We start from the raw sequence: 24,175 nt of genomic DNA on the forward strand, positions 1-24,175 counted from the left end.
ATGGATGCTCTCATAATTACTTGCGTGTTCTTGTTTCTTTTGCTGTTTGCCATCTGCCTAAAAGAGTGGTATCGCTACTCCATCGAGAAGCAAAAGCTGCTCGCACATGTCCATGAGATGAGCGGGCACAAAAACTACGGCGTGCGCAAGCAGGAGACCTCATCCGAGCGTCTGGTCAAACGATTGCTTCGGTATGGAGACGACTATGCTGTCATGGGACAGCGCATCAATTTTTTCAGTGAGTCGCATGAGGTTGAGGATTGGTTGCTCAGGGCTGGGCGGCCACTTGATTTGACCGTGGCCCAATTCCAAGGGGTCAAAATTTTCATGGCTCTGCTCGGCATTATTGCCGGCACGCTGTTTTTTATTCTTCGCTTTCCCTTCTCACATTTAGGATTGATCGCCTGGCCGTTGATTGGCTACTTTTTGCCCATCCTTTTGTTGAAGAAAAAAGCGCGCGATCGTCAACATCAGCTTCGCTATGACCTGCCTGAATTTCTCGACACCGTAAGCGTGACACTTCAGGCGGGGGTGAGTCTCGATCAGGCTTTGCGCGAAGTCATCAAGTTTTTTGATGGGCCGATTCGGGAAGAGTTTTCCCGATTCAATCAAGAGCTGGATCTCGGTGTGCAAAGGGAAAAGGCGTATGAACAATTGCTACGACGCAACGACAATCCGGAGTTTCAAATGCTGATCAAAGCGCTCATTCAGGGGATGCGCCTGGGGGTGCCGATTGCCGTCACGTTCAAGGCGCAGGCGGAAAATATGAGGAGAATCCGCAAAGAGCTAATCAAGGAAAAGGCGGCCAAGGCGTCGCCAAAAGTAACCCTGATCACTACGTTTATCGTGACTCCTACAGCGATTATCCTAATTGGCGGTTTGATGGTATTGAATATTTTGGATAACTTCAGTTTGTTCTCCGACATCATGCCATGATCCAGGGGTTCACTTTTAGGAGGTGATGCCCGTCAGCGAGATGGGAGTGCACAGTTCTTTATTTTTTCATTATCCAAATCATGAAGGGAGTAGATTTTATATGAAAAGCATGATGCTGAAATGGTATGTAAAAAGTCAGGGAGCTCTTAGAAACGAAAAAGGAGCACAGGCGATTGAGTGGATCGCGTTGGCAGGTGTAGTCATCGCTGTGTTTGGTGCGGTGATGGCCTACTTTGATAAGGACCCCACACTCGTTGGAGAATCCATTGGGGATACATTGAGCAATATCATCAAAAAATTAGACGGAAATTAATCAATCATTGAATGCTTTTTTGGTGATGAGCATATGGAAAAGAGGTGGTGAAGGAATGGTCCTTCACCACCTGAACCATATGACGCTTCATACATAGCAAGACGAAATCAAGCAGGAGGTAGCACTTTGATGAGACTCGTGAAGGGAATAATTGCAGTGATCCTCCTGTTGAGCCTGTTAACGGCGTGTTCGCAGGAGCCGGATACATCTCAGAACGCAGAGGGGCAAAATCCTTCTGCTCCACCAAGCACGGAAACACCGCCTACGCAAAGCCAACCGCCAGACCAAACAGGAGACCCAAACGCCGAGATGACGCAAGAAGAAAAGGTAAAAGCGTTGGAGGCCATGGCACAGGAAGGAATGCCGTTAAAGCGGGAAACGACAGAGGACTTCGTCAATTCGCCACCAGGACGTTTTTCCGGGGTCTCGTATGACAACAACAGGGAAGAAGTTTTATCCGAACTAAAAAAGTTCCCTACTGTTGAAAAACCAGACGAAGAAATGATGAACAAGTACTACCTTGCCTTGTTAGGGTTGTTTGCCCAAAGCTATCCTGATCCGCAACAGATAATAGACGAACTGAAAATGGCCTCATTTGGGAATCCGGACATCGATGATCCGCGGTTCAAGTTTAAAGAAAGCTACAATGTTGAAATTATCTTGGATGCGAGTGGTAGCATGGCGGCAAAATCGAACGGCAAGACGAGGATGGATGCTGCCAAAGAAGCGATTCAAGCCTTTGCTGAATCTTTGCCGGAACAGGCGAATGTCGCTCTGCGCGTATACGGGCACAAGGGCAGCGGGAAAGAGTCGGATAAAACACTGTCTTGCGGAAGCAGTGAGCTGGTGTACGGGATGCAGACTTATAACAAAGAAAAACTGACGCAATCTTTAAATCAGTTCCAACCTACCGGATATACTCCGATTGCTTACTCTTTGCAGGAAGCAAAAAAGGATTTAAGCAAATTGCCTGGGGATAAGAACACCAATATGATCTTCCTCGTCAGTGACGGAATCGAGACGTGCGATGGTGACCCTGTCGAAGCTGCCAAACAGTTGGCCCAATCCGAGATTACGCCGATTATTAACGTGATTGGATTTGGTGTAGACGGTCCGGGGCAGCAGCAGTTGAAAGAAGTGGCAAAGGCAGCGGGAGGCCGCTATGTTCTGATTCAAGATCAGAAGGAGCTGCAGGACGAATTCAATCGTGGGAAAGAAATCGCGAACAAGTGGAAAGAGTGGAAAGCCAATGCATCCTACCAAGCCGTATCCACTCGCAGTTCCCGATCGATTGACATCAGTCACTTTGCTTTGAAATGGAGTCGTATCGCCAAACGGGAAAATCATGATCTAACATCTGCAATCATGACTATGGATGCAAGCAACATCATTTCCGATGAGTTCGCCGATCAACTGCGGAAGTTGAACGATGAGCAGCTGGAAATTGCACAGAAAAAGGCAGATGAGCTGGAGCAATTCCTGGATACCTTGAACGAGAAGTCCTATAAGGAAGCCGTGGATGCGATCAACCAGAAGTTTGCACAAAACACGAAAACAAACTAGAGACGAAATCTCCAAAAGGAGGTTTGTGAAGTGAGGAAATGGGTAAGAAGCCCAATGGCAGCGGCTACTTTCGCTGTTCTGATTCTTTTGATGAATCTGTTTCCGCTGGTGGGCTTGGCGGCTTCCATGCAGTATCAAGGGCTGCAATACGAGGCCCCGAAGTGGGATCAACCGAACCTGGAGTCTCCGCAATGGGAGCACAACCCACAAACGCCGCAGTGGGAAAAAATAAACCCGCAGACTCCTGATTGGGAAAAGCTGAACCCACAGGCGCCGAACTGGGATTGGACGAATCCGCAAGCACCAAATTGGGATCAGATAAATCCACAAGCACCCGATTTTCAGGGGCCAAACGTCAATTACTCGAACCCGCAAGCGCCAAAAGCAACCGTACCTGCACCGAATCTACAGATGCCTTCTTCTCAGCACCCCGGCATCGATCCAGATAGCTCGAAACCGATGACGGAGACGCTTGAATACGGTGCTGTCAAATGGACGATCAAGGACGTCATGGGCGGTACGCTGGCATATAGCGCTGATTTGCTTATGAATGGCGAAGTAGACATGGCAGCGGGACTTCGTGGCAAAGGCATGTTCTTGGGAGATCTGGCGATAAAAGGCCTTGATCTTGCCTTCAAGAATACGCCGTATGTAAACACGGTAACTGGCTTGGGTGTCGATTCACTCGACGGGATGAGCGCGTGGGGCAACTATCAATTTGTGTTGGCACAATTGCCGAATAACAGTTTTCGCGATATTTTCCAAGGTGGTCAGCTGACGAATTCGGCAAATCCGTCCGGCGTCAGAATGCCGGGAATCGTGAAAGGTTTAAATGTGGGTGTAGCAGCGATCAGCCTTCCGTTTGACATCATGGATACGGTCGGCACCTTTGGCATGGCGTTTGATCCGAGCCAGAATGAAGCCACGCAAAATGAGAAATTTGTGGATGGCGTCGGTAATTTCGGCAGTGTGCTGATGGATGCAGGTGTCATTGCTTCCGTCATACCAGGTGGGCAGGCGGTAGGTGGAGTGCTTGTTGTCACCGGTGCGGTTTTGTGGGGATTGAGCAAACTCGTGAAGTACGCTGACAAGCTAGCCGGAGGAGCGATTACCCGTGGAATCCGGGATGGGGTCGGAAAAGCTGTTGGCTGGGTGAAATCCTTATTTGCGTAACGGAGGTCCTTGCTTATGAAAGTCGTGAATACACCACAGGTTCAGGCTCAAATCGAGCGGAATAAGCGTTTTTTAGAGAGGACAGAGCTGTATAACTACCCAGCCTACGTAAACGGACAATATTACTACCATGTAGCGTACTGGAAATGGGGGAAAAAAGACGCAGTCGGGTACCTGGTGCTGCGACCGGATGGTGAAGTAGTTCGCCGCCATGAAGCAGAGCCTGTCGTGAAGCTGTTTTTGGTGCATGCACATGCGGGGCGCAAGATTAAGAACAATCTCGCCATGGATAAAGAGAAGCCGATCGAGATGTATGAGCAAAAATACGAGTATCTGAGGGCGCTTTTGCCCAGCTACCAGGATAAGATGGACACGGTGCTTCGGCAAGATGCAGAGAAGCTGATCGACGTTTGCAAAACCATGATGGAAAGCCGGGACCAGCTGCGTGCTATTTATACTCGGGGGATGGATCTGCTCAATCAATTTTTCGCGCGCAACTACGTCATCGCTGGAGAAGAAACGGCATTACGGGATGTTTTGTTTGAATCCGACTACATTTTGTATGATCGCATTCGCAAGCAGGTGCTGATCAAAGACTCGGTGGATCGGCTTTACCAGCTTTTCCAGTCCAATCGAGTAGAACTGGATCGGGTACAGGAGCAGAAACGAAAAAAGCTGAGTGACTTACTCTCCGTTTACAAAGACAAAACGCTGCGAAATATTGCCGATGAATCCGTGAAAGGCTTTGAGACGCATACGACAGGGAAACATGAGTCTTTCCATTCGGTTGAACAGTTGCGGGAGGCCCACGAGAAGCTTAATATGACCATCCTGGAAAACGGGCTGATGGATAAACTGCGAAACCCATAACAGGAAAGGTGAGAGAAACCCATATGCATCCCTTCAAAGAAAGCATTCGTTTTTATGCACGGAACATCGAATCTTTGCTGCTCTTGTCCGCTGTACTCGTGGTTCCATTTTTTATCATCCACAATTTTACGCTGAACTACCTGAATTTGATTGCGGCGATCACGGGCGCCAAATTCGTCGCAAGCTTTTTCAATCTATTTTTACTTCTTCTGTTTTTACTGATCCTCCAGATTCCTTTTGCCCAGTATGTTCAAAGTGATCTGGACGGCGATGAGCGTCCGATTCGTAAGGCATTTCGGACTTTTTTTGAACACAGCTTTTCCGTATTCGTATTTGGGATCGTGTTTAGCTTTCTTGTCTCTATAGGAATGATGCTGTTCATGATACCTGGGTTGATTCTGATGGTCTTGTTCTATTTGACCCCGTTTTTTGTGGTGCTGAAAAAACAATCGGCTTGGCGCTCTTGGCGAGCTGCCATGGAAATGGGCAAAAAGCATTTTTTCCAAATTTTTGGCCTGTTGCTACTGGTGAGCGTGGTGGAATGGCTAATCAGTTTGGCTGGCTTGTTCCTCGTCACGTCGATTACGGCGACCTTCGGGGCGGTGATGTTTATTGAGTTGTTGCTCAATGTGATTGTTCTTCCGTTTTTTGCGGTCATGTTCATGATATACGTCAATAAATGGAAGGACGAGGCGGCAAGAGCGGAAGCAGCTGTAGCAGGGGGATTGCTGCTCGATGAAAGGTAGCTTGCAAATAAGTTCGAGAGGAGATGAGCGAAGAATGCGCCTGAAGAAGATCGTTTCCAATGAAAAGGGCTCGGTCACCATAGAGTTTATCGCCATACTGCCGTTCGTCTTTCTGATCATGCTGATTTGCTGGCAGTTTCTTGTGGGCGTCTACGGCGTAATTATCTCTCAGTCGGCGGCAAATGAGGCGGCGAAGGTGTACGCTATAACGGGTAATTCGGGAGAAGCCATGCAAGCTGCCAAAAACGTGGTGAACGCGGCAGGAGGCTACATTTCCTTCAATGATTGTGATATCAAGGGGAATGGTAGCGGATATTTTACCGCCAAGGTCGGCGTACAGATGGAACTGGCGTTTCTCCCTGACTGGCTATATATCGAGAAGGAAGACCGATATATCTCCTTTGATCGAGAAATGAAGAGCAGGGTGATGAACTAGATGGTACGTATACTGCGTCACTTGCAAAATGAACGTGGAAATATGACGATCTTCACCCTGACGATTTACTGGTTTATGTTCATGCTGGTGTTTGTGGCGCTTTTTAACTTTTCGACCGTTTTTGTAGACAAGGAGCAGGCGTCGAACAGTGCGCAGCAGGCGAGCATTGCGGCGGTGAAGGATATTTATGATGAGATGATAGTGGCTATTATGGCATATGATGCGTCGATCACAAGGCTGAAAAATCCTAATTTTGTCTGGCCAAGGGTGGAAGCTGCGACGAGTCAGTTGAAGGCTTCGCATCCGGATTGGGCCGCGAGCGAGATAAAATACGGAGCGATTGACTTGGCTTTAAACAGTGCATTGCCTGGTAATCCTGAGCTGCAGTTTTATGTCTATGCAGGCTTACAGAATGCAACTAGCAGAATTCCTGGAGTGGTTGCCAAAGTGCTGTCGGATAACAAGGCAACGCTTACCGGTTCGTCCGTCAAATTGTTCAACAGTGACAATCGGATTGAAGTAACAACTTCTGTAAAGTACGAATCGGAATCGATGGGGTTTGACTTCATTCCTGCCTATTCCGAGCAAATCTACCAGACAGGCGAAAGCAGACGGATCGGCTTTATTGATGAAGTAAGCGGATGGGTGAATCTGCATATTCCTATGTAGGAACGGCGAACATTGGAGGAAATGGCATGACAAGCAAGCTACAAAAAATGCAGCGATTCTGGAATGTAGTGACGGTGATCATCTATGGCGTTTTCCTGCCGATGTCCTGTCTGTTCATGGCGTTGGGGGAAAAACTCCCGTATGCGCTGCTCTTTTTTATGTTTGCCCTTCCGTATATTGAACAGGCTGGCATGGAACATTTGCGTCGAAAAGAAATGAGTCGGTGATGATCAAGTGAACGAGAAGGAAGGTGTAAGCCATGTCCAGACAGGAACGAAGCTGGCAGCGCTTTTGGCGATACATGATGATTTACTTCTACGCATTGATCGTACCAGCTACGATCATCGGCTCATTTTATCGAGAAGAGTTCCCGTTGCAGCTGCTCATCCTCGCGGTCGGTATGCCTTTTATCAAAAGAAATCATCTAGCGTTCATCCGAAAGAAAAACGCGGCGATCTAATCAGCAAGGCAACAAAGCAAGGAGGATATGACCGAATGCGTAACACCAAAATGCGGATGTCGCTCTTGTTCAACAGTATCTTGATCATGCTTCTGCTTACCGGCTGTTCACTGGGCGCAATCGGAGCGGGTACAGGGATCGGGCAAAATCAAGGGCCGCAGACGACACAGGAATTGATTGCTTCACAGCCTGGACCGCTTGCTGGCACACAATTTTTCCACGCAGCTTATCCGCATCGAACGGAGATCATACAGATTTTGGATAAAATGCCTACCGTGGTCGACGGGATGAATGATGCTTACTTGGATTTGTACTGGAATCAACTGCTCACCCTGTTCGCGGAGGATTACCTCAGTCCCCAGATGGTTGTAGACCGCTGGAGAATGGCTTCGTATGGGAGTCCAGATATCGAGGACGCCCGTTTTCAGTTTCGGGAAAATTTCAACGTAGAAATCATCCTGGATGCGAGCGGCAGCATGGCCGGGAAAATTGGGGACAAAACGAAAATGCAGCTCGCCAAGGAAGCGATCCAGGAATTCGCGGAAGCACTGCCTGAAGATGCGAGAATCTCGTTGCGCGTGTATGGTCATAAGGGGAGCAATGCTGATGAACATAAGCAGCTTTCCTGTGGCAGCAGTGAGATGGTCTATCCATTGCAAGCCTACGATGCGAAAAGACTTGAGCAAGCACTCGACATGTTTGAGCCGACGGGCTGGACATCCATTGCGCACTCCTTGCGTCTCGCCCAGGAGGATTTGGCGGGATTCGAAGCGGATAAAAACACGAATGTCATCTACCTGGTCAGTGATGGTATCGAGACTTGTGATGGCAATCCAGTGGCAGTAGCCAAGGAATTGTCCCAATCCAAAATAATGCCGTTGTTGAACGTCATTGGCTTTGACGTGAATGCAGAAGGGCAGAAGCAATTGAAAGAGATTGCCCACGCGTCAGAAGGTCTGTATGCAAATGTGACGAACCGTGAGCAGTTCAAGCAAGAGTTGGAACGTGCGAAAGAAATCGCCCAGAAGTGGGAGCAGTGGAAACGGGATGCATTGACAGAAGCTGACGCTGTCTTGATCGACCGCAAGAAATGGGTGGATGCTTATGACCAGGACTGGTACGAGAAAAACTGGCGGGAGAGCCTGAACATCGGAATGGCGATCGAGTATTTATCTGCGAGCGGCAAGATTGGCAATGAGGCGAGGGAGTACCTTACTGGGAAAAGGCAAGAAAGAGAAGCGTTGGCTACACAGTCCAAGGAGGAGCTTACCAATTACTTGGTGAGTCTCACAACCGAGACCTATCAGGAAATGAGAGAGGAAATTGAGGATAAATACAGCGGAAACTAACAGCAATGGGTTCTCGCAACGGAGAACCCACTGTAAATGGAAAGGGTAAGGTTTAGGGTGCGTCAATCATACGTGAACGTAACGACCTGTTTCAGGCCTGGGTCCACTCCGATTGCCACGTCATTTAGGCCATCTGTGTAATAAAAGTAACGCTTGGCGTCATTGGAATGAGCGTCAGAAGCTTTCACCAATTGGAAGCTGTTTGCCACAAGCAGGTTTTTCGAGCGAATGAAATCAGATGCCGTCTTTTCCAAATCTGCTTCTGTCATCGTTTTTGTCGCTATTTCTCCGTTTATTCCAATAACGTCAATCGACAGGGAAAGGATTTGCTTTGACCTCGGTTCGATTATCGCGTGAAAGCCATGGACATCGCCGTTCACAGGCTCGCGTTTTAGTATGGCGTGAACAGGTACACCTCTGTATACCGAATTGGCTGGGTCCTCCAGCGTGATTTCCCGATCAGTCGTATTAACATCCACCTGGTAATATTGTCTAACAGCGGCGGCAGCGATCTGCCCCGCTTCTTCTTTTCCGAGCCCTTGCACTGTATCTGGTGAGCTGGAGGAGCATCCCACTAACAGAAAGACGAGAAGCACCGTGCCCAGCCATGCCAACTTTTTCATTGTGAACCCTCCAGCCATCCCAAGTAATACGTGTGTCTTCTTTTATCCTAACAGGGATCGTTTCGACTCCCTATCGATAAACCTTTCCATTACCTTACGATGTTGTAAGCTTGGAAAAAATGCAGGGAGTGACAGGACTTTGGGTGAAAAAGACGAAAGATTCCGAGTATAAGCGGTGAATGTTAAAAACGAGGGGGAGAATGGAATGAACGCCATCGAGCTGAATCAAGCGCTTCAAATGTATGTGAGGACCGAGACCTTTCCTGTGGGAGTTAGCATCCAAAAAGAAGAAGCCGCCCTGCCGTCAAAGGCAAAGCGACCTGTCCGTGATCTGGGTTATCCGATTACTATTTGCCAAGCTGTCGGTTTTTCCCGGCGTTATGGCTGGAGTATCGCGATGAATGGAGCCGATCTGTCCTGTCCGATCGCGCAGGTGGCTTTTGGGTATGAAGAGCAGCCGGCGTTTTATACAGAGGGTCATCTCGCCTGTGGGATGTATACAGATTCATTGGAAAATGGGGCGAAAAGCGAGCTGGATGTCCCGAAATTTTCAGCAGAAGAAAGCGGCTACTACGTATCGTTTCCGCTGGAGCGGGCACAGATTGAGCCAGATGTCGTCGTGATTTACGGCAATGCGGCACAGGTCATGCGATTGGTGGCGGGGATGCTGTACAAGCGCGGTGGATCGATTCCTTCTACCTTTTCCAGTCGGGCCGACTGTGCGGATATTGCGATCAAGCCGATCCAGACGGGACAGCCGCAAGTGATCGTACCGTGTTATGGCGACAGATTGTTTGCCCAGACACAGGATCATGAGATGGCCTTCAGCTTTCATTTTCGTGATGCCGCCGAGCTGGTGGAGGGATTAGTGGGAACGCAAAAAGGCGGAATCCGCTATCCGATCCCGTCCTTCTTGCGCTATCAAGCAGAGTTTCCGACGACCTATCAAAAGCTTGCGGGGATGTTTGGAGAAAAAAACTAACCCTTCAGTCGGTTGAGCTGGAGCAGGTGATGGCGATAGTGCATTTCTACCACGGCAAACCATTCCTTTGCGGTAAGCGAACCGAAGGCTGGGTGAGCCACCGTGTGATGCACAGGAATTTCGTCCAGAGTTGGTTCCAGTTCCTTCATTTGTGCGAGCACGCTGATGAGTCCATCACGCAATTGCTCCTTACTCTCTGGTTGTGCAGGTGTGTACTCAGGAGAGGCAGGGACTTTCACGCGAACAGGAAGAAAGGAACCTTGAGCAAATATCGTCTGGCCGATCTCGGATTTTTGGGCACCTGCTTCTGTGACAGCAGGACCTCCTTGTCTACACTTCTCGACATTTCCCAGATGAAAATACCGCGCAGATTGGATCAAGTGAAGGTACATTTGACCGATCGACCATTCCTCTTCACTTGGCTTTTGCAAGAGTTGTTCCATGGTGAAGCCCTCTAATTCATGCAGATAGTGGTTTGTCACGTCTTCGAATTTGGTTACGATTTCTTTTGTATTCATGGGCGAATCAGCTCCTCTTGGTTTCTTGCTCTTATCATATTCGAACGCTACTGACAGCAGTATGTCAGTAGCGTTCGAATAATTTTTGGGCATCCTCGCGTATTCGGCTACGCAAGGATTCAGGCGTAAGAACAACCGCATCTGCCCCTAACCCAAGTACCCAAGACAATATTTCTTCGATTTGTCTGACGCGCAATCTAACGAGAAAGCCGTCCGGATGCTCCGTAATCTCTTCGATAAAAAAATTGCCCGATTCTTTTACCCGATCAGCGATAGTTGGGCTGATGACGATCTGCACCTCCAAGTACCGATCGTCGAGAGGCTTGTAATCAGCAAAATGGAAATCGTCAGGGAGGATAAAGCGCTCTTCCAAAACGATCAGGCCGCTCATGCGGGACAGGCGGAATCGACGAATATCCTGTCGCAGATCGCAATGAGCGAGCAGTGTCCAAGAACCACGAACCAGCACGAGACCATATGGAGCAACATCACGAACTGTTTCACGATCGTCCCCCTCCCCAGGCGTGCCCCTCCGATAGCGGAACCGCACCTTCCGCTCACTAATGATCGCATCGTGGAGGAGTTGCGCATGCGCTTTTTCCTGTTCGCGCAGATTGTTTGCTCTGGGGCTTACGAGGCGAAAGGTTGAACGGATACGTCTGGCTTGTTCGCCTACATCCGCAGACAGGATCGCTTCGACTTTGCGTTGTACGGCTCTTGCGCTATTTCCAAAGTTTTGGTCAAATGCTTGCTCGACCAAGTCTGCTCCGATCAAAAGTGCAACGGCTTCTTCTACCGAAAAGCTGACGGGTGGAAGAAAATACCCTTCCATTAACGAGTAGCCCTGACCCGGTGCCCCAACGATGGGGACGCCTGCTTCGCTCAATGCCTGCATATCACGATAAATCGTCCGGACGCTCGTCTCGAAAGTCGCGGCCAAATCTTCTGCGCGCAACGTTCCTTTTCGCTGTAGCTCCAGAACGATTGCCAACAGACGGTCTGTTTTGTTCATACTAGGCTACTGACCTCCTCTCTATCCAGCTAAGCAACTTTATAAAAATGATTGGACATCTTTAAAATTATTTTAGATTTACCCTACTTTTTATTTTAACAGTTTTCCCTATCCTAGTTGTGTAAGTGAAGGAGGAAGCTGTGAATGAAAAAGAGGGTTTTTTGGCTTGTCATTTTATCGCTGTTTGGATATATTGTTTTCCAAAAAATAACAGAAGGCCCACCTAATGTTGGAGGACATATGGAAACAGTGAGCGAGGCTACCGGTGTGGAGTACCAATCGATACAAATAACAAAAGATCAAATTTATCAGGGAGACCTTCTCTTGGTCAATAAAGACTATCCGGTTCATGAGGCAGGGGTAAAAAACGATGTGATTCGGTTGTCTAAGCATGAAGAGCTGTTACAAGGCTATACTTTGCTCGATCATAGACTCGAAGTGTCGGAGCGTGTAGCCAAAGTATTCTTGGAGATGGTCAAAGCTGCACAACAAGATAACGTGAGCCACTTTATCCTGAACAGCGGTTATCGAGGGAAGGAAGAACAAGAGAAGCTGTATGAAGAAATGGGGCCAGCGATCGCGATGCCAAGCGGTTATAGCGAACACAATGTAGGTTCCGCGCTGGATATTGGATCGACGCAAATGAAAATGGAGCACGCCCCTGAAGGTAAGTGGCTGGAAGATCATTCGTGGAAATACGGTTTTATTTTGCGCTACCCGAAAGACAAGGTAGCCATTACAGGAACGGTATTTGAGCCTTGGCATTTCCGATATGTCGGCTTGCCGCATAGCGCGGTCATGAAGGAGAATAACTTTTCGCTGGAAGAATACTTGGACTATCTAAAAGACAAAAGAAGTATCTCCGTAACAAACGAAGGGAAGATCTACGAAATTAACTACTACCCTGTCGATGAAGAGATGATGATCAAAGTACCGATTTCGAGCAACTACGAGATTTCGGGTGACAACATAGGCGGCGTGATTGTAACAAGCTACGTGAACTAAAGAAAAGAAGGAGTGAATCTAATGAAGAAATTGACTGTCGCGATATTGTTTGGGGGATGTTCCTCTGAGTATGAAGTATCGCTAAAATCTACGAGTTCTGTGCTGGAGAGCTTGTGTCTGGAAAAGTACGAGGTGATTTTGCTAGGAATTACGAGAGAAGGGCAATGGCTGCGATATACCGGCAACATCGAAAGCATTCGGAATGACAGTTGGCATCAAAGTGAGAAGTGTGTGCCTGCCTTTCTCTCTCCTTGCAGACAGGTGCGGGGAATTGTTACACAGGAGAACGGTGCCATGACGGTCACGAAGGTTGATGTGGTATTCCCGATTTTGCATGGCAAAAACGGAGAGGATGGAACAGTGCAAGGGCTATTGGAGCTCGCCGGAATTCCTTTTGTCGGTTGTCACACGCTATCCTCTGCGATTTGTATGGATAAGGATATCGCCCACACGTTGGCGGAGGGCTCCGGTATCAAAACGCCAAGATCCGTTGCCGTTTATCCAAATACGGATCTGGCAACTGTTCAAGCTGCCACCGAACCACTGGGATTTCCTTTGTATGTCAAACCGGCAAAGGCAGGGTCCTCCATTGGGATTACGAAAGCATACAGCCTATCAGAATTGTTTTTCGGGATAGAAAACGCCCTCCAGCATGATGACAAGGTAGTCATCGAGGAAAACATCACAGGATTTGAGGTGGGCTGCGCGGTACTGGGAAATCGTGAGGTCATTGTGGGGGAAGTGGATGAGATCGAATTGCTCCAAGGTTTCTTCGATTATACTGAAAAGTATTCATTGGAGACTGCCCATATCCATGTCCCAGCAAGAATTGACGAAGAGCTCGCTCATAAAATCAAGCAAACAGCGACCCATCTTTATCAGGTTTTTGGCTGTCGTGGATTCGCTCGCGTGGATATGTTTGTCACACCAGACGGGGATATCGTGTTTAACGAAGTGAATACAATCCCCGGCTTTACCTCGAAGAGCAGGTATCCAAGCATGCTGCGTGCTGCGGGGATTTCCTATAAGGAGCTTCTTGATACGTTGATCATGCTAGCGTTGGAGGAGGACTAACCGATGACACAACCTCACGTCTTTACGGTTACGTTGAACAGCGACAATCTGCATCACGGTCATCTGATCTTGGTGAATCGCCAGTACCCAATCCGCTGGCAAACAGACGACGGTATTCTGCTGAACCGCATGCGGCTGATTGACGGAGCACACAACAATATGATGCTGGAAAACACGGCTGCGAAGATGTTTGCCAAGCTGCTGAAAGCCTGCAACGCAGAGAATGCAATCGTGCCTGTCAGTGGATTTCGCAGTAAGGCGGAACAAACGGATATTTATGATCAATCCTTTCTCGAAAATGGACAGGTGTTTACCAGTAAATTTGTAGCGCGTCCGAATGAAAGCGAGCATCAGACAGGGCTTGCGATAGATGTAGGGGAGAAAAAGGAAGTAATCGATTTTATTTGCCCTTCTTTTCCCGATCACGGCGTATGCCGAATGTTTCGACAGCGCGCTAGTCAATATGGGTTTATCAAACGCTACGACAAAGACAAAGAACAGCTAACAGGGATTTCGGATGAGCCCTGGCATTTTCGGTATGTGGGCTATCCGCATGCTGTGTTGATGGAAAAGCTTCAGCTTTGTCTGGAAGAGTATATCGAGTATGTGAAAAACTACGAATTCCATCAGGAGCATTTGCTAGTAGATGAGGAGAACATGGAAATCTACTATGTAAAAGCTACCGATACAGTTACGCACATCCCGGTTGTAGCTGGTGAGCGCTACGAAATATCGGGCAACAACGTGGATGGATTTATCATTACGGTATTTCATCAGGAGGCACGTAATGAACGTGGGTAGTGAAAAGCAGTATGGCGGGCTGGATCGATTCGGAATCATTGCAGCGATTCTTGTTATCGCCATCCATACTTTTCCACTGCTATCCATAAGTGAATGGGCGGACTTCACACTGAGACAAACAATAGCCAGGGTGGCAGTTCCGTTTTTCTTTATGTGCACAGGATTTTTCTTCATGCAAAAGCTTGGTTCAGATCGCAACAGAAATGCGTCTATGCTAAAGCAGCTTTTATGGAAAGTAGGAAAGCTATATTTGCTTTCGATCCTTCTCTATTTTCCTGTGAATGTGTATGAGGGGTATTTTACGGATGGATTTACTTTATTAACAGCAGTGAAAGACCTCTTGTTTAACGGGACCTTGTATCATCTATGGTATTTCCCTGGCATCATGCTGGGGGTGTGTATCAATACTTTTTTATATACGAGACTATCGACATGGAATGCGTTTTGGGTGACTTTGCTGCTGTATGGCATCGGGTTATTGGGAGACAGCTACTTTGGCTTGGTGCATTTTACGCTGGTCACAGTGCTGTCGTTTGTTCTTTCAGTGCTGGCGATGAAGGCGATCCAGCGCTTTCGAGGTGGGAAACCGGATCAAACTGGGCGAGCATGGGCTGATATCCATCTCCCGCATCTCCAACATAATGTCAGGGAAATCCAGCAGGTTCTCCCCAAGGATTGTGCGATGATGGCAGTCGTTAAGGCGCAGGCATATGGCCACGGCGGATGGCAAATTGCGAGGTTCTTAAACAAGCTCGGGATTGATCACTTCGCCGTTGCCACAATCGATGAAGGAATCGAGCTAAGGAAGAAGGGCGTAAAAGGGGAGATTCTGGTGCTTGGCTATACCGATGAGCGTCGGATACGCCAGATCGCCCGTTTCAAACTGACACAAACCGTAGTAGATGACGAATATGCCCAGACACTGAATGGCTACAACGTGAAAATCCCTGTTCATATCAAGATCGACACGGGGATGGGGAGACTCGGGGAGTCTTGGGAATACACGGAAAAAATCGCGGCTATGTATCGATATAAGCATTTGCAGGTTTGCGGTACCTTTACGCATCTGAGTGTGGCTGACAGTTTGGAAGCTTCGGATATCGCATACACGAAAAATCAAATCGACCGTTTCCAAAACGTGATCGAACAGCTGAAAGAAAAGGGGATCAATCCACAGAAGCTGCACGTTCAAAGCAGTTACGGCGTACTGAATTACGGGGAGCTGCAATACGATTATGCTCGAATGGGGATCGCTCTCTACGGGATGTTGAGCAAGCAGGGAGACAAGGTAAAAACAAGCATCGACCTACGACCTGTGTTATCACTAAAGGCAAGAGTTGTGCAGGTGAAACAGGTGGAAAAGGGAGCACCCGTGGGCTATGGACGCGCCCACACAGCGCAGAAGGACAGTAAGATTGCCATCGTATCCATCGGATATGCAGATGGGGTTCCGCGCATGCTGTCACAAGTGGGGGCTACCTGCTTGATTAGAGGAAAAAGGCGACCGATTATTGGCTTTGTCTGCATGGATCAGCTCATTGTAGATATTTCAGATATAGAAGAGGTGCAAAGAGGGGAGGTTGTGACCTTTATTGGTAGAGATCAAGAGGAGGAGATCACTGCCGAGGAAATGGCCCAATCGTGTAAAACCATTACGAACGAGCTGGTAAGCCGTTTGGGAGAACGGGTTAAAAGAGTCTATCATGATTGATCGTTGGACGAAAACGAGTATAGGGAGTGATTCATTTTTTCCATGGCGAAGGGGAGACATAGCTTTCGTTTCAAAATGCTTGGGCTTCTTGGGTTTGGCATGCTTCTGGCTGGTATCGTAACCTATCTGCTCTATAAAGTGCTCCAGTTTTACTATCGGGTGGGGGTTAAGTACGAAGATCCAATCACCCAGGTGCGCTATTTCATCAGGGAGATGGGGGATATCAATTTCTTTTTGATTGTCTTTGCTCCCATTGCGATCTTGTTTTTCTATCTCCTGACCAAACGGTATGCTGGCTACTTTCGGGAGATTTCTACGGGCATTCATTATCTCGCGAGTGGAGACTTTACACGGCATGTCCATATCCCATCTAATGATGAGTTTGCAGAAATCGCCAAGGATATCAATCTAGCAAGCGAAATGCTACAAAAGGCGGTAGAAAGAGGGGATTTTGCCGAAAGCAGCAAGGATCAGCTTGTTTTGAACCTGGCGCATGATTTGCGTACACCACTGACATCTGTTCTGGGTTATCTGGATCTCATTTTGCAAGATGAGCAGATGACACAAGAACAAATGCGGCATTATGCGACGATTGCTCTTACCAAGTCGCATCGATTGGAAAAACTGATTGATGAGCTATTCGAAATTACGAGAATGAATTACGGCATGGTTACCATCGAGCAAAAGGTCATTGATTTGAGCGAATTGCTTGTTCAGTTAAATGAGGAGATGTATCCTTCCTTTGAGAAAAATGAGCTCGTCGCGCGGTGTACGGTTGCTGCCCAATTAGTGATCGTGGGAGATGGGGAGCTGCTGGCACGCGTATTTGAGAATATCCTGACCAACGCGATACGCTACGGGGGCGATGGCCAGTTTATCGATTTGAACGCTTATCGCGAGGGCGATGAAGTAGTTGTGCAAATCATGAATTACGGCGACCAGATACCTGAGGAGGCGCTGCCGCATATTTTTGAAATGTTTTTTACAGGCGACAAAGCGCGAACGCATCAAGGGGGAGGAACAGGACTTGGCCTGTTTATTGCCAAAAATATCGTCGAGAAGCATCGGGGAACGATTTCTGTCCAAAGTGATTTGATTCGTACGTGTTTTGAGGTCAGGCTGCCGTATGGATGAAATGATGGCAAAATAAAAAATGGAGACGCTTCAATGTCTTCATTTTTTTATTGCATAATTCATAGGGATTTCAAAATATGGTAGAATATTCCTATATCGAAGTGAATTAACTTTGGGGGAGTTATGAATAAATACACATGGACATTGATAGGTGCGCTAATTGTTGCTGGAATATCATCAGCTACTTGGGCTGAGGCTATTAACCAAGGGGATAAGGAAGCACTACAGGCATATAAAAAGATGGAACAGGCACGTAACCAAGAGAACCAACCCTTAAGCAAATCGAGTAGGAATGCAACCCTGTCAGACTTTTCAATTCAGGGAGCTGTTTTACCAGAAGCGGATAAAATACGTAACTACAACGATACGAATATGCAAGGACTGCTATCTTCAACAGACGAAAAACTTTCGTTCATTATGGAAGAGGATGAAGTAAAAGGTATCGTTATAGCAACAGATACAGAGCCAATCATGGCTGGTGGTGAAAAAACTGGCCCTGAATTGTTTGACCTTTACGAGAACATGAAAAATACACTCGGGGAAGATGTAAACATTACGTACTTTAGTTATTCAGGTGGGTTTATCTTCGTTGCAACTGATAGGGAAGGTGAGGAAAGCTTGTGGCTCGATCGACGTGCTTCTACATTTTTAGATCTCCCTTCGCACAAGCAACTCAAATCTGAAGAAGTTGTAGAAAAAGTTCGAGAAAGTGCGGAATCGGTGGATGAAGAAAAGACATGACAATATCTGTGAAAAAATAAGAAAGCCGGGTCCCCGCTAGAGGACTCGGCATTTATATCTAATTTCATTATCCGATGAATTCTTGTACCCAGTATCCATTCACAAAGCCTACACCGATTTTGGTGAAGGAAGGATTCATGATGTTTTGACGGTGTCCTTCACTGTTCATCCATTGGTTCATGACTTCCTCAGCGGTGCGTTGACCCATGGCGATGTTCTCACCCGCGGTCATAGAAGATACACCGAATTGTTTCATCATGTCAAATGGAGAGCCATACGTAGGGCTTGTATGGTCAAAGTAGTTGTTTTTGGACATATCAGCAGCTTTTGCTTGTGCAACTTTGTTCAGGGAAGCATCCAGTTCCACTGGCTTCAGACCTGCTTTTGCACGCTCTTGGTTTACCAAATCAGTTACTTGCTTCCCAACCGAGGAAGAATCCATTTGTTGGTTAGCTTGTTTTACTGGCTGTTGAGCTGGCTGCTGTTGATTCGCTGGTGCTGCGTAAGGTGCTTGCATTTGCGGTTGGACAGGTTGCATATATGGTTGATACCCGTATTGCGGACATGTGGTAGCGGCAGAAGCTGTGTTAGAAAAGCCGGAAAGAACAAATCCCAATCCCAATGTCGCGATTGCAATAGTACCAAGGCGTTTCATATTCACATCGTCTCCTTTTTTTGGCCTACGAGGTTAGTTGACGGATTCGGATTGAGGAAACAACCCTACGCACTTTGGCGATTCACCCCATGCAGATCTCTCATCTGCAAGTAAAAAAGCTCCCCCGCACTTCCATTCGAGAGGAAGTTTCGGCTGTTTTGTTTGGCATGACCTAGAATAACAGAGATTCACCGGTGAAAGAAACCCGTAAAATTTGGTAGGATTAATAAGAATATCTCTTGTTTTATTGAGAGGGTGGAGTCCGACACTCACCAATCCCGCTTACAGTGTCGCCTGTAAAATAGGCCAGTCTAACGCTTTATTTTCTCTGAACAATAGAAAATGGGCTAGGGAACTCATTCCCTAACCCATTTTTTCATTCATTTCGTTTAAATCAAATTCTCCGGATTCAAGCCTTCCAGCTCTGGCAACACAAAGCGCCCATCTTTTCTGATCAGCACATCGTCAAACCAGATTTCGCCGCCGCCGTATTCAGGGCGTTGGATTTGGACCAAGTCCCAGTGAACGGAGGAGCGGTTGCCGTTGTCTGCTACTGTGTAAGCATTCCCTGGCGTGAAGTGGAAGCTGCCCGCGATTTTTTCGTCAAACAGGATGTCCAGCATCGGGTGGAGGATGTGCGGGTTGAAGCCGATCGCGAATTCTCCGATATAACGTGCGCCCTCGTCCGTGTCGAGGATGTCGTTCAATGCTTTAGTATTGGAGCTGGTCGCTTCCACGATTTTGCCTTCTTTGAAAGTGAACTGAACATCATTGAAGGTAATGCCGTTGTAGATCGATGCCGCGTTGTAGAAAATCGTCCCTTCCACGGAATCGCGTACAGGAGCGGTGTATACTTCGCCATCCGGGATATTGCGTTTGCCGTCACACTTGATGGCATTGATTCCTTTAATGGAGAAGCGCAGGTCCGTTTTTGGACCGACGATGCGTACACGATCAGTGCGCTCCATCAGCTCTTTCAACGGAGTCATGGCAGCGGACATTTTCGCGTAGTCCAGATTGCAGACGGAGAAGTAGAAGTCCTCAAAGCTCTCGAGACTCATTTTGGATAGCTGTGCCATCGACTTGTTTGGGTAGCGCAGTACAACCCAGCGTTTGTTCGGAACGCGCTCGTTCGTATGTACAGGTTGATACAGGACACGAGCGTAAATGCCCATTTTGTCGTCCGGTACGTCGGCATACTCGTTGATGTTGTCGTAGGCGCGGATGGCGATGTAAGCATCCATGTCCTTCATCCTGTCATACTCGTATTTTGCCATCAGAGCCATATGTTCTTCGCTCGTGCCTTGATAGAGTGCACGCATGACTTCCTGGTCTTTTAAGGTGACCAAAGGCAGAGCCCCAACTGCAAATGACTCACGCACAAGTGCACGAACGAGTTCAGGTTGCAGGCCTGTATTTTCGATCAGAACTTTTTCGCCTTTTTGCAAATGGAGTGAGTAACGGACGAGACGGCTTGCCAGTTCATTAATGCGTGGATCTGCCATGGTGGTAACCTCCGTAGTAAAATAATTTTGATTAATGATTAATTTGTATTATTACATAACTGAGCGTAGGCTCGCCAGTGTGTTTGATGCTTCCATTACAGGCAAGCCTCGTAGATCGCGATTACATCGGATTCATTCAATTTTCGTGAGCTAGGCAGATACCCGATTCCGCGTCCGCCGATGCGTACCGCTTCCTCAGCCATTTGGACCAGTGATTGTTTGGTCACACCGAAGTCAGACAGACGTTCTGTGATTCCCATACGCTCATACCAACGGCGAACGGCATCAATCGTTGCTCGTGCTGCTTCGCTCTCATTCTCCACCGTAACGCCAAAACAATGACGTCCCATACGGGCTAGTCTCTCGGGACGGTCTTGCAATATCATCTGTTCGAAATAAGGAAGGGACAGGATCGCCAGTCCACGACCGTGAGCCATATCGTAGATTCCGCTCAGCGGATGTTCAATTCCGTGCAAAGGCATGCCAGCACCGCGACCGCCAGCAGTGAAGGGACTGATGCCCAGCGTGCTCGCCCATAAAAGGGTAGATCGTGCTTCAGCGTTGTCTGGTTGCTGGATCGCTGTGATGGAGTGCTCGACGACGAGGCGAATGAGTGTTTCGGAAATCCCGTCCTGAACGTAGGTCCCTTCCGCGCTGATCAAATAGTTTTCAAACAGATGGGAAAAGATATCGGCGCAAGACTCTGCTGTGACGCGAGCCGGAACGGTAAAGGTGACAGACGGATCAAGAATGGCAATCTTCGGGTAAAGTGCTGGACCGTTGATCGAAGATTTTTCATGCGTGTCCCAATGAGTCAGGACGCTGATATGGTTTGCTTCCGAACCAGTAGCGGCTACTGTCGGGACGGTCATGATCGGGAGTGCTTCCTGAACGGGTACCAGTAATTGACCAGAACCGCTCGGATTTCCCCGCATGTAATCGTAAATCGGGCGTCCGGAAACGGCTGCTGCCGCAATCGCTTTGGAGGCATCCATTACGGAGCCGCCACCGATAGCCAGAATGAAGTCACACTGATGCTCACGCGCAAGCGCAGCTCCGGCATCAACCGTTGCCGTACGCGGATTCGGTTCGATTTTGTCAAAAACAAGATACGCCACTTGAGCTTCCTGCAACAGAGCCTTGGCGCGATCCAAAAGTCCTGTACGCTTGGCAGCATTGCCGCCTGTAACGAGCAATGCTTTTTGGCCTAATGATTTTGCTTCTTGGCCCAAACGTTCCAGTTCGCCTATGCCAAAGTAAATTTTGGTAGGAAAAGACACTTCAAATGGAAACATCTGAAATTCCTTCTTTCACGTATTGGTTATACCACTGACAAGTTTATCTTGAACACTCCCTCCACCTACGCTACTGCTTGGAGGTGGGGGATTCTTGGGTAGTCACTTCTACCGAAGTGAAATGCGCCAAGCTATCCCTGTCGTCCCGACAGTTAAGTTGTGAGACACAACAAACGAAGTCCTTCTCGCTCAATATTGATCGCGGCATTCTCGTCACGGTCATGCCGTGTCCCGCAGTTCGAACATGTCCATTCTCGCAAGTTCAGATTCTTGACATCTTTACTGCGGTTGCCGCAGTTTGGTGTGGAGCAAAGTTGGCTGGAAGGAAATTGTTTACCGACAAAGGAGAGTGTTCGTCCATACCATTCGGCTTTGTATGTCAGCATGGCGCGAAAAGTGGACCATGACGCATCGGCAATACTTTTGGCCAGCTTTTGATTTTTGATCAGGTGGTTTACTTGCAAATCCTCCAAACAGATCACTTTGTTTTCGTGAATCAGCCGGGTGGACAGTTTATGCAGGAAGTCGTTTCGGGTGTTGGCTACTTTTTCATGCAAGATGGCTACTTTCCTTCTCGCTTTTTCGTAATTTTTCCCGCCTTTTTGCCTATGTGAAAGCTTCCTTTGCCATTGGTTCAGTTTCTTTTCATACAGAAGAAGGTACTTGGGATTCCTGATCTTTTCCACAGTGGAAAACGTAGCAAAATCTTTGAGACCCAGGTCAATACCAATGGTTTTCTCTTTTCCAACAGGAATATACGGAGAGTAAGGTACCTCACAAAGCACCGAAACAGAATATTTCCCGCTTGGATTCCGTCTAACCGTTGCATTTAGAATCCGCCCTTCTACCTCTCTGGATTTTGCAAATGTCACCCAGCCAAGCTTCGGCAGTTTGATTTGATTACCGTCGATTCTGATGTTTCCATTCGTATGTTTCGTAGTATATGACTGGACTCTATTCTTCTTACTTTTAAAACGTGGGACCTCATTTTGTTTCTTGAAAAATCGTGAGAAAGCATCTGCGAGGTTGTCGAGGGAAGATTGAAGGGCTGTGCTGTCTACTTCTTGGAGCCAAGGCTGTTCCTTTTTTAACTGCGGTAGTTGAGCAGAACAAGAATGGTAGGTTAACCCCTTGCCTGTTTGTTTGTAGGTTTCGTTCCAACGTGCCAGAAATCGATTGAACACAAACCGACTGCAACCCAATGTTTTCTCGATGAGTACTGCTTGTTCATGATTGGGAAAAATGCGAAACTGAAACGATTTTTTACGTAGCATCATGATTCACCTCCTCCCATGAAAAGTTTACCACAAAAGGAACGTACGTTCTACGAGAGATTGGGGAACAACCGAAAAAGCAGAGGTCCTTCCTTCGCAGCGCCGATTCATCCCCTACTTTCGCCAAGCTATGCAAGGCTTAGAAGTGGGAGTCTTCTCGACTGTTATAATAAAGCTAGTATGAAGGGCATGTAAACGAATGTTAAAGAGTGTAGGTGTGAAAATATAATGTAAATCCCGAACATTTGTCGAAGTCTATTCCAGCATTTTTCGTTGATAAATGCGTATGTTTGTGTTTTAATGTAGTTGAAACGTTCGTGAATTAACCAAAACTCAACCTTTTTGACTGGGAAGGTGACTCCTACGGTGGAAAAACAGGAACAACTCTACGAAGGTAAGGCGAAACGTATTTATCGGACATCTTTGCCTGATCAGTACTGGGTAGAGTACAAAGACGACGCAACAGCATTTAATGGAGAGAAACGGGCGCAAATCACCGGAAAAGGTGAGCTGAACAACCGCATTACGGCAATCTTTTTCACCATGCTGAAGGAGCGGGGCATCGACAACCATTTTGTCCGTCTGCTGTCCGCCACAGAGCAAGTTGTTCGCAAAGTAGAGATTATCCCTTTGGAGGTAGTCGTTCGCAATATCGCAGCAGGCTCATTGGCCAAGCGTCTTGGCATGGAAGAAGGAACTGTGCTTCCGCAGCCCGTTGTCGAGTTTTACTACAAGGATGACGCACTGGGAGATCCATTGGTGAATGCCTCCCATATCAAAGTGTTGGGGATTGCAAGCGAGAGTGACCAGGCGACATTGGAGCGCATGGGTCTTGCTGTAAACGAGGTCCTCGTGCCTTACCTGCGCGAGCGCAACATTACCTTGGTCGATTTCAAACTGGAATTCGGAAAAACAGCGGACGGGGAGATTCTCCTCGCCGATGAAATATCCCCGGATACATGCCGTTTCTGGGATTCAGTAACGAATGAAAAGCTCGACAAAGACCGCTTCCGCCGCGATTTGGGTAATGTGGAGGAAGCTTACAAAGAAATGCTTACGAGACTAGGAGGAGACGTACATGTTTAAAGCTGTTGTTTATGTAACATTGCGCGAGAGTGTTTTGGACCCGCAAGGACACGCTGTAAAAGGTGCTCTGCACACCTTGGGTTTTGATGAAGTAAACAATGCACGCATCGGGAAGTACATGGAGCTGGAATTGAACACTCCTGACCGTGCGCAAGCCGAAGAGCGTGTACGTGAAATGTGCGAAAAGCTGTTGGCCAATACGGTGGTAGAAGACTACCGCTTTGATATCGTGGAGGGCTAAGGA

General features: G+C 47.7%; 26 protein-coding genes and 1 riboswitch. Of the genes, 19 read left to right on the top strand and 7 right to left on the bottom strand.

Annotated elements, in window-relative coordinates:
- The 10 genes from BBR47_RS03255 (at nt 1) to BBR47_RS03305 (ending at nt 8,515) form a co-directional block, all read left to right on the top strand.
- A complete protein-coding gene (locus tag BBR47_RS03255) occupies nt 1-936 on the top strand; it encodes a type II secretion system F family protein (RefSeq protein WP_012684315.1) in 936 nt (311 codons plus the stop codon).
- A 100-nt stretch (nt 937-1,036) separates the two neighbouring features.
- Nucleotides 1,037-1,249: a Flp family type IVb pilin gene (locus tag BBR47_RS03260; protein WP_041749767.1), complete on the top strand. Its 213-nt coding sequence runs from the start codon at nt 1,037-1,039 to the stop codon at nt 1,247-1,249.
- 129 nt (nt 1,250-1,378) lie between these two features.
- Nucleotides 1,379-2,812, top strand: coding sequence for a vWA domain-containing protein (locus BBR47_RS03265; RefSeq protein ID WP_012684317.1), 1,434 nt, complete (start codon nt 1,379-1,381; stop codon nt 2,810-2,812).
- Between the two features lie 30 nt (nt 2,813-2,842).
- Complete coding sequence (locus BBR47_RS03270; protein ID WP_041749220.1) at nt 2,843-3,985, top strand: hypothetical protein; 1,143 nt, start codon at nt 2,843-2,845, stop codon at nt 3,983-3,985.
- A gap of 15 nt (nt 3,986-4,000) precedes the next feature.
- On the top strand, nt 4,001-4,855 hold the full coding sequence (locus BBR47_RS03275; RefSeq protein WP_012684319.1) for a hypothetical protein: 855 nt from the start codon (nt 4,001-4,003) through the stop codon (nt 4,853-4,855).
- Nucleotides 4,856-4,878: 23 nt separating this feature from the next.
- The gene (locus tag BBR47_RS03280; RefSeq protein WP_012684320.1) at nt 4,879-5,601 is read left to right on the top strand and encodes a hypothetical protein; all 723 of its coding nucleotides are present in this window, start codon (nt 4,879-4,881) and stop codon (nt 5,599-5,601) included.
- A 34-nt stretch (nt 5,602-5,635) separates the two neighbouring features.
- Complete coding sequence (locus tag BBR47_RS03285; protein WP_012684321.1) at nt 5,636-6,037, top strand: TadE/TadG family type IV pilus assembly protein; 402 nt, start codon at nt 5,636-5,638, stop codon at nt 6,035-6,037.
- Complete coding sequence (locus tag BBR47_RS03290) at nt 6,038-6,706, top strand: Tad domain-containing protein (RefSeq protein ID WP_012684322.1); 669 nt, start codon at nt 6,038-6,040, stop codon at nt 6,704-6,706.
- 26 nt (nt 6,707-6,732) lie between these two features.
- Nucleotides 6,733-6,933: a hypothetical protein gene (locus tag BBR47_RS03295; protein WP_231850549.1), complete on the top strand. Its 201-nt coding sequence runs from the start codon at nt 6,733-6,735 to the stop codon at nt 6,931-6,933.
- 7 nt (nt 6,934-6,940) lie between these two features.
- Nucleotides 6,941-8,515: a VWA domain-containing protein gene (locus tag BBR47_RS03305; RefSeq protein WP_231850550.1), complete on the top strand. Its 1,575-nt coding sequence runs from the start codon at nt 6,941-6,943 to the stop codon at nt 8,513-8,515.
- A 62-nt stretch (nt 8,516-8,577) separates the two neighbouring features.
- On the opposite strand, the gene BBR47_RS03310 is transcribed toward BBR47_RS03305, so the two are convergent.
- A complete protein-coding gene (locus BBR47_RS03310) occupies nt 8,578-9,138 on the bottom strand; it encodes a hypothetical protein (protein ID WP_012684325.1) in 561 nt (186 codons plus the stop codon).
- Nucleotides 9,139-9,343: 205 nt separating this feature from the next.
- Here BBR47_RS03310 and BBR47_RS03315 point away from each other — a divergent pair, with 205 nt between their 5' ends.
- Nucleotides 9,344-10,120 (top strand): DUF169 domain-containing protein, encoded by a 777-nt coding sequence (locus tag BBR47_RS03315; protein ID WP_012684326.1) that lies wholly within the window; start codon nt 9,344-9,346, stop codon nt 10,118-10,120.
- Here the strand turns inward: BBR47_RS03315 and BBR47_RS03320 are convergent.
- Nucleotides 10,117-10,638: a DinB family protein gene (locus BBR47_RS03320; RefSeq protein WP_012684327.1), complete on the bottom strand. Its 522-nt coding sequence runs from the start codon at nt 10,636-10,638 to the stop codon at nt 10,117-10,119. The two genes, BBR47_RS03315 and BBR47_RS03320, sit on opposite strands and share 4 nt — an antisense overlap.
- A 64-nt stretch (nt 10,639-10,702) precedes the next feature.
- Complete coding sequence (locus BBR47_RS03325; protein WP_012684328.1) at nt 10,703-11,650, bottom strand: helix-turn-helix transcriptional regulator; 948 nt, start codon at nt 11,648-11,650, stop codon at nt 10,703-10,705.
- 144 nt (nt 11,651-11,794) lie between these two features.
- Between BBR47_RS03325 and BBR47_RS03330 the strand changes: the two genes are divergently transcribed.
- From BBR47_RS03330 to BBR47_RS03355, 6 genes are all read left to right on the top strand, one after another.
- A complete protein-coding gene (locus tag BBR47_RS03330) occupies nt 11,795-12,655 on the top strand; it encodes a D-Ala-D-Ala carboxypeptidase VanY (RefSeq protein ID WP_012684329.1) in 861 nt (286 codons plus the stop codon).
- A gap of 21 nt (nt 12,656-12,676) precedes the next feature.
- Nucleotides 12,677-13,729: a D-alanine--D-serine ligase VanG gene (vanG, locus tag BBR47_RS03335; protein ID WP_012684330.1), complete on the top strand. Its 1,053-nt coding sequence runs from the start codon at nt 12,677-12,679 to the stop codon at nt 13,727-13,729.
- A 3-nt stretch (nt 13,730-13,732) separates the two neighbouring features.
- Nucleotides 13,733-14,530: a M15 family metallopeptidase gene (locus BBR47_RS03340; RefSeq protein ID WP_012684331.1), complete on the top strand. Its 798-nt coding sequence runs from the start codon at nt 13,733-13,735 to the stop codon at nt 14,528-14,530.
- The gene (vanT, locus tag BBR47_RS03345; RefSeq protein WP_012684332.1) at nt 14,517-16,241 is read left to right on the top strand and encodes a serine racemase VanT catalytic subunit; all 1,725 of its coding nucleotides are present in this window, start codon (nt 14,517-14,519) and stop codon (nt 16,239-16,241) included. Before BBR47_RS03340 ends, vanT begins: the two co-directional genes overlap by 14 nt.
- 42 nt (nt 16,242-16,283) lie before the next feature.
- On the top strand, nt 16,284-17,375 hold the full coding sequence (locus BBR47_RS03350) for a sensor histidine kinase (protein ID WP_012684333.1): 1,092 nt from the start codon (nt 16,284-16,286) through the stop codon (nt 17,373-17,375).
- A gap of 123 nt (nt 17,376-17,498) precedes the next feature.
- Nucleotides 17,499-18,116: a hypothetical protein gene (locus tag BBR47_RS03355; RefSeq protein ID WP_012684334.1), complete on the top strand. Its 618-nt coding sequence runs from the start codon at nt 17,499-17,501 to the stop codon at nt 18,114-18,116.
- A gap of 67 nt (nt 18,117-18,183) precedes the next feature.
- On the opposite strand, the gene BBR47_RS03360 is transcribed toward BBR47_RS03355, so the two are convergent.
- The 4 genes from BBR47_RS03360 to tnpB form a co-directional block, all read right to left on the bottom strand.
- Nucleotides 18,184-18,771 (bottom strand): CAP domain-containing protein, encoded by a 588-nt coding sequence (locus BBR47_RS03360; RefSeq protein WP_012684335.1) that lies wholly within the window; start codon nt 18,769-18,771, stop codon nt 18,184-18,186.
- Nucleotides 18,772-18,778: 7 nt separating this feature from the next.
- Nucleotides 18,779-18,936: riboswitch (cyclic di-AMP (ydaO/yuaA leader) on the bottom strand.
- A 224-nt stretch (nt 18,937-19,160) separates the two neighbouring features.
- Nucleotides 19,161-20,276, bottom strand: a complete 1,116-nt coding sequence (locus BBR47_RS03365; protein WP_012684337.1) for an aminopeptidase — start codon at nt 20,274-20,276, stop codon at nt 19,161-19,163.
- A 95-nt stretch (nt 20,277-20,371) separates the two neighbouring features.
- Nucleotides 20,372-21,571, bottom strand: a complete 1,200-nt coding sequence (locus BBR47_RS03370; protein WP_012684338.1) for an iron-containing alcohol dehydrogenase — start codon at nt 21,569-21,571, stop codon at nt 20,372-20,374.
- Between the two features lie 152 nt (nt 21,572-21,723).
- A complete protein-coding gene (tnpB, locus tag BBR47_RS03375) occupies nt 21,724-22,848 on the bottom strand; it encodes an IS200/IS605 family element RNA-guided endonuclease TnpB (protein ID WP_012684339.1) in 1,125 nt (374 codons plus the stop codon).
- A 363-nt stretch (nt 22,849-23,211) separates the two neighbouring features.
- Here tnpB and purC point away from each other — a divergent pair, with 363 nt between their 5' ends.
- Nucleotides 23,212-23,931: a phosphoribosylaminoimidazolesuccinocarboxamide synthase gene (gene purC, locus BBR47_RS03380; protein ID WP_012684340.1), complete on the top strand. Its 720-nt coding sequence runs from the start codon at nt 23,212-23,214 to the stop codon at nt 23,929-23,931.
- Nucleotides 23,924-24,172, top strand: a complete 249-nt coding sequence (purS, locus tag BBR47_RS03385; RefSeq protein WP_012684341.1) for a phosphoribosylformylglycinamidine synthase subunit PurS — start codon at nt 23,924-23,926, stop codon at nt 24,170-24,172. The genes purC and purS overlap by 8 nt, the downstream gene beginning before the upstream one ends.
- Nucleotides 24,173-24,175: the final 3 nt, after the last annotated feature.

The sequence above is a fragment of the Brevibacillus brevis NBRC 100599 genome, from assembly GCF_000010165.1.
Taxonomy (GTDB): Bacteria; Bacillota; Bacilli; order Brevibacillales; family Brevibacillaceae; genus Brevibacillus; species Brevibacillus brevis_D.

Coding starts and splice junctions, on each gene's coding strand:
- BBR47_RS03360 (WP_012684335.1), bottom strand. CDS start 18,771: ATGAAACGCCTTGGTACTATTGCAATCGCGACATTGGGATTGGGATTT.
- tnpB (WP_012684339.1), bottom strand. CDS start 22,848: ATGATGCTACGTAAAAAATCGTTTCAGTTTCGCATTTTTCCCAATCAT.
- BBR47_RS03285 (WP_012684321.1), top strand. CDS start 5,636: ATGCGCCTGAAGAAGATCGTTTCCAATGAAAAGGGCTCGGTCACCATA.
- BBR47_RS03265 (WP_012684317.1), top strand. CDS start 1,379: ATGAGACTCGTGAAGGGAATAATTGCAGTGATCCTCCTGTTGAGCCTG.
- BBR47_RS03340 (WP_012684331.1), top strand. CDS start 13,733: ATGACACAACCTCACGTCTTTACGGTTACGTTGAACAGCGACAATCTG.
- BBR47_RS03310 (WP_012684325.1), bottom strand. CDS start 9,138: ATGAAAAAGTTGGCATGGCTGGGCACGGTGCTTCTCGTCTTTCTGTTA.
- BBR47_RS03295 (WP_231850549.1), top strand. CDS start 6,733: ATGACAAGCAAGCTACAAAAAATGCAGCGATTCTGGAATGTAGTGACG.
- BBR47_RS03355 (WP_012684334.1), top strand. CDS start 17,499: ATGAATAAATACACATGGACATTGATAGGTGCGCTAATTGTTGCTGGA.
- BBR47_RS03320 (WP_012684327.1), bottom strand. CDS start 10,638: ATGAATACAAAAGAAATCGTAACCAAATTCGAAGACGTGACAAACCAC.
- BBR47_RS03255 (WP_012684315.1), top strand. CDS start 1: ATGGATGCTCTCATAATTACTTGCGTGTTCTTGTTTCTTTTGCTGTTT.
- BBR47_RS03370 (WP_012684338.1), bottom strand. CDS start 21,571: ATGTTTCCATTTGAAGTGTCTTTTCCTACCAAAATTTACTTTGGCATA.
- BBR47_RS03290 (WP_012684322.1), top strand. CDS start 6,038: ATGGTACGTATACTGCGTCACTTGCAAAATGAACGTGGAAATATGACG.
- vanG (WP_012684330.1), top strand. CDS start 12,677: ATGAAGAAATTGACTGTCGCGATATTGTTTGGGGGATGTTCCTCTGAG.
- BBR47_RS03280 (WP_012684320.1), top strand. CDS start 4,879: ATGCATCCCTTCAAAGAAAGCATTCGTTTTTATGCACGGAACATCGAA.
- BBR47_RS03350 (WP_012684333.1), top strand. CDS start 16,284: ATGGCGAAGGGGAGACATAGCTTTCGTTTCAAAATGCTTGGGCTTCTT.
- purS (WP_012684341.1), top strand. CDS start 23,924: ATGTTTAAAGCTGTTGTTTATGTAACATTGCGCGAGAGTGTTTTGGAC.
- BBR47_RS03260 (WP_041749767.1), top strand. CDS start 1,037: ATGAAAAGCATGATGCTGAAATGGTATGTAAAAAGTCAGGGAGCTCTT.
- BBR47_RS03315 (WP_012684326.1), top strand. CDS start 9,344: ATGAACGCCATCGAGCTGAATCAAGCGCTTCAAATGTATGTGAGGACC.
- vanT (WP_012684332.1), top strand. CDS start 14,517: ATGAACGTGGGTAGTGAAAAGCAGTATGGCGGGCTGGATCGATTCGGA.
- BBR47_RS03325 (WP_012684328.1), bottom strand. CDS start 11,650: ATGAACAAAACAGACCGTCTGTTGGCAATCGTTCTGGAGCTACAGCGA.
- BBR47_RS03365 (WP_012684337.1), bottom strand. CDS start 20,276: ATGGCAGATCCACGCATTAATGAACTGGCAAGCCGTCTCGTCCGTTAC.
- BBR47_RS03330 (WP_012684329.1), top strand. CDS start 11,795: ATGAAAAAGAGGGTTTTTTGGCTTGTCATTTTATCGCTGTTTGGATAT.
- BBR47_RS03275 (WP_012684319.1), top strand. CDS start 4,001: ATGAAAGTCGTGAATACACCACAGGTTCAGGCTCAAATCGAGCGGAAT.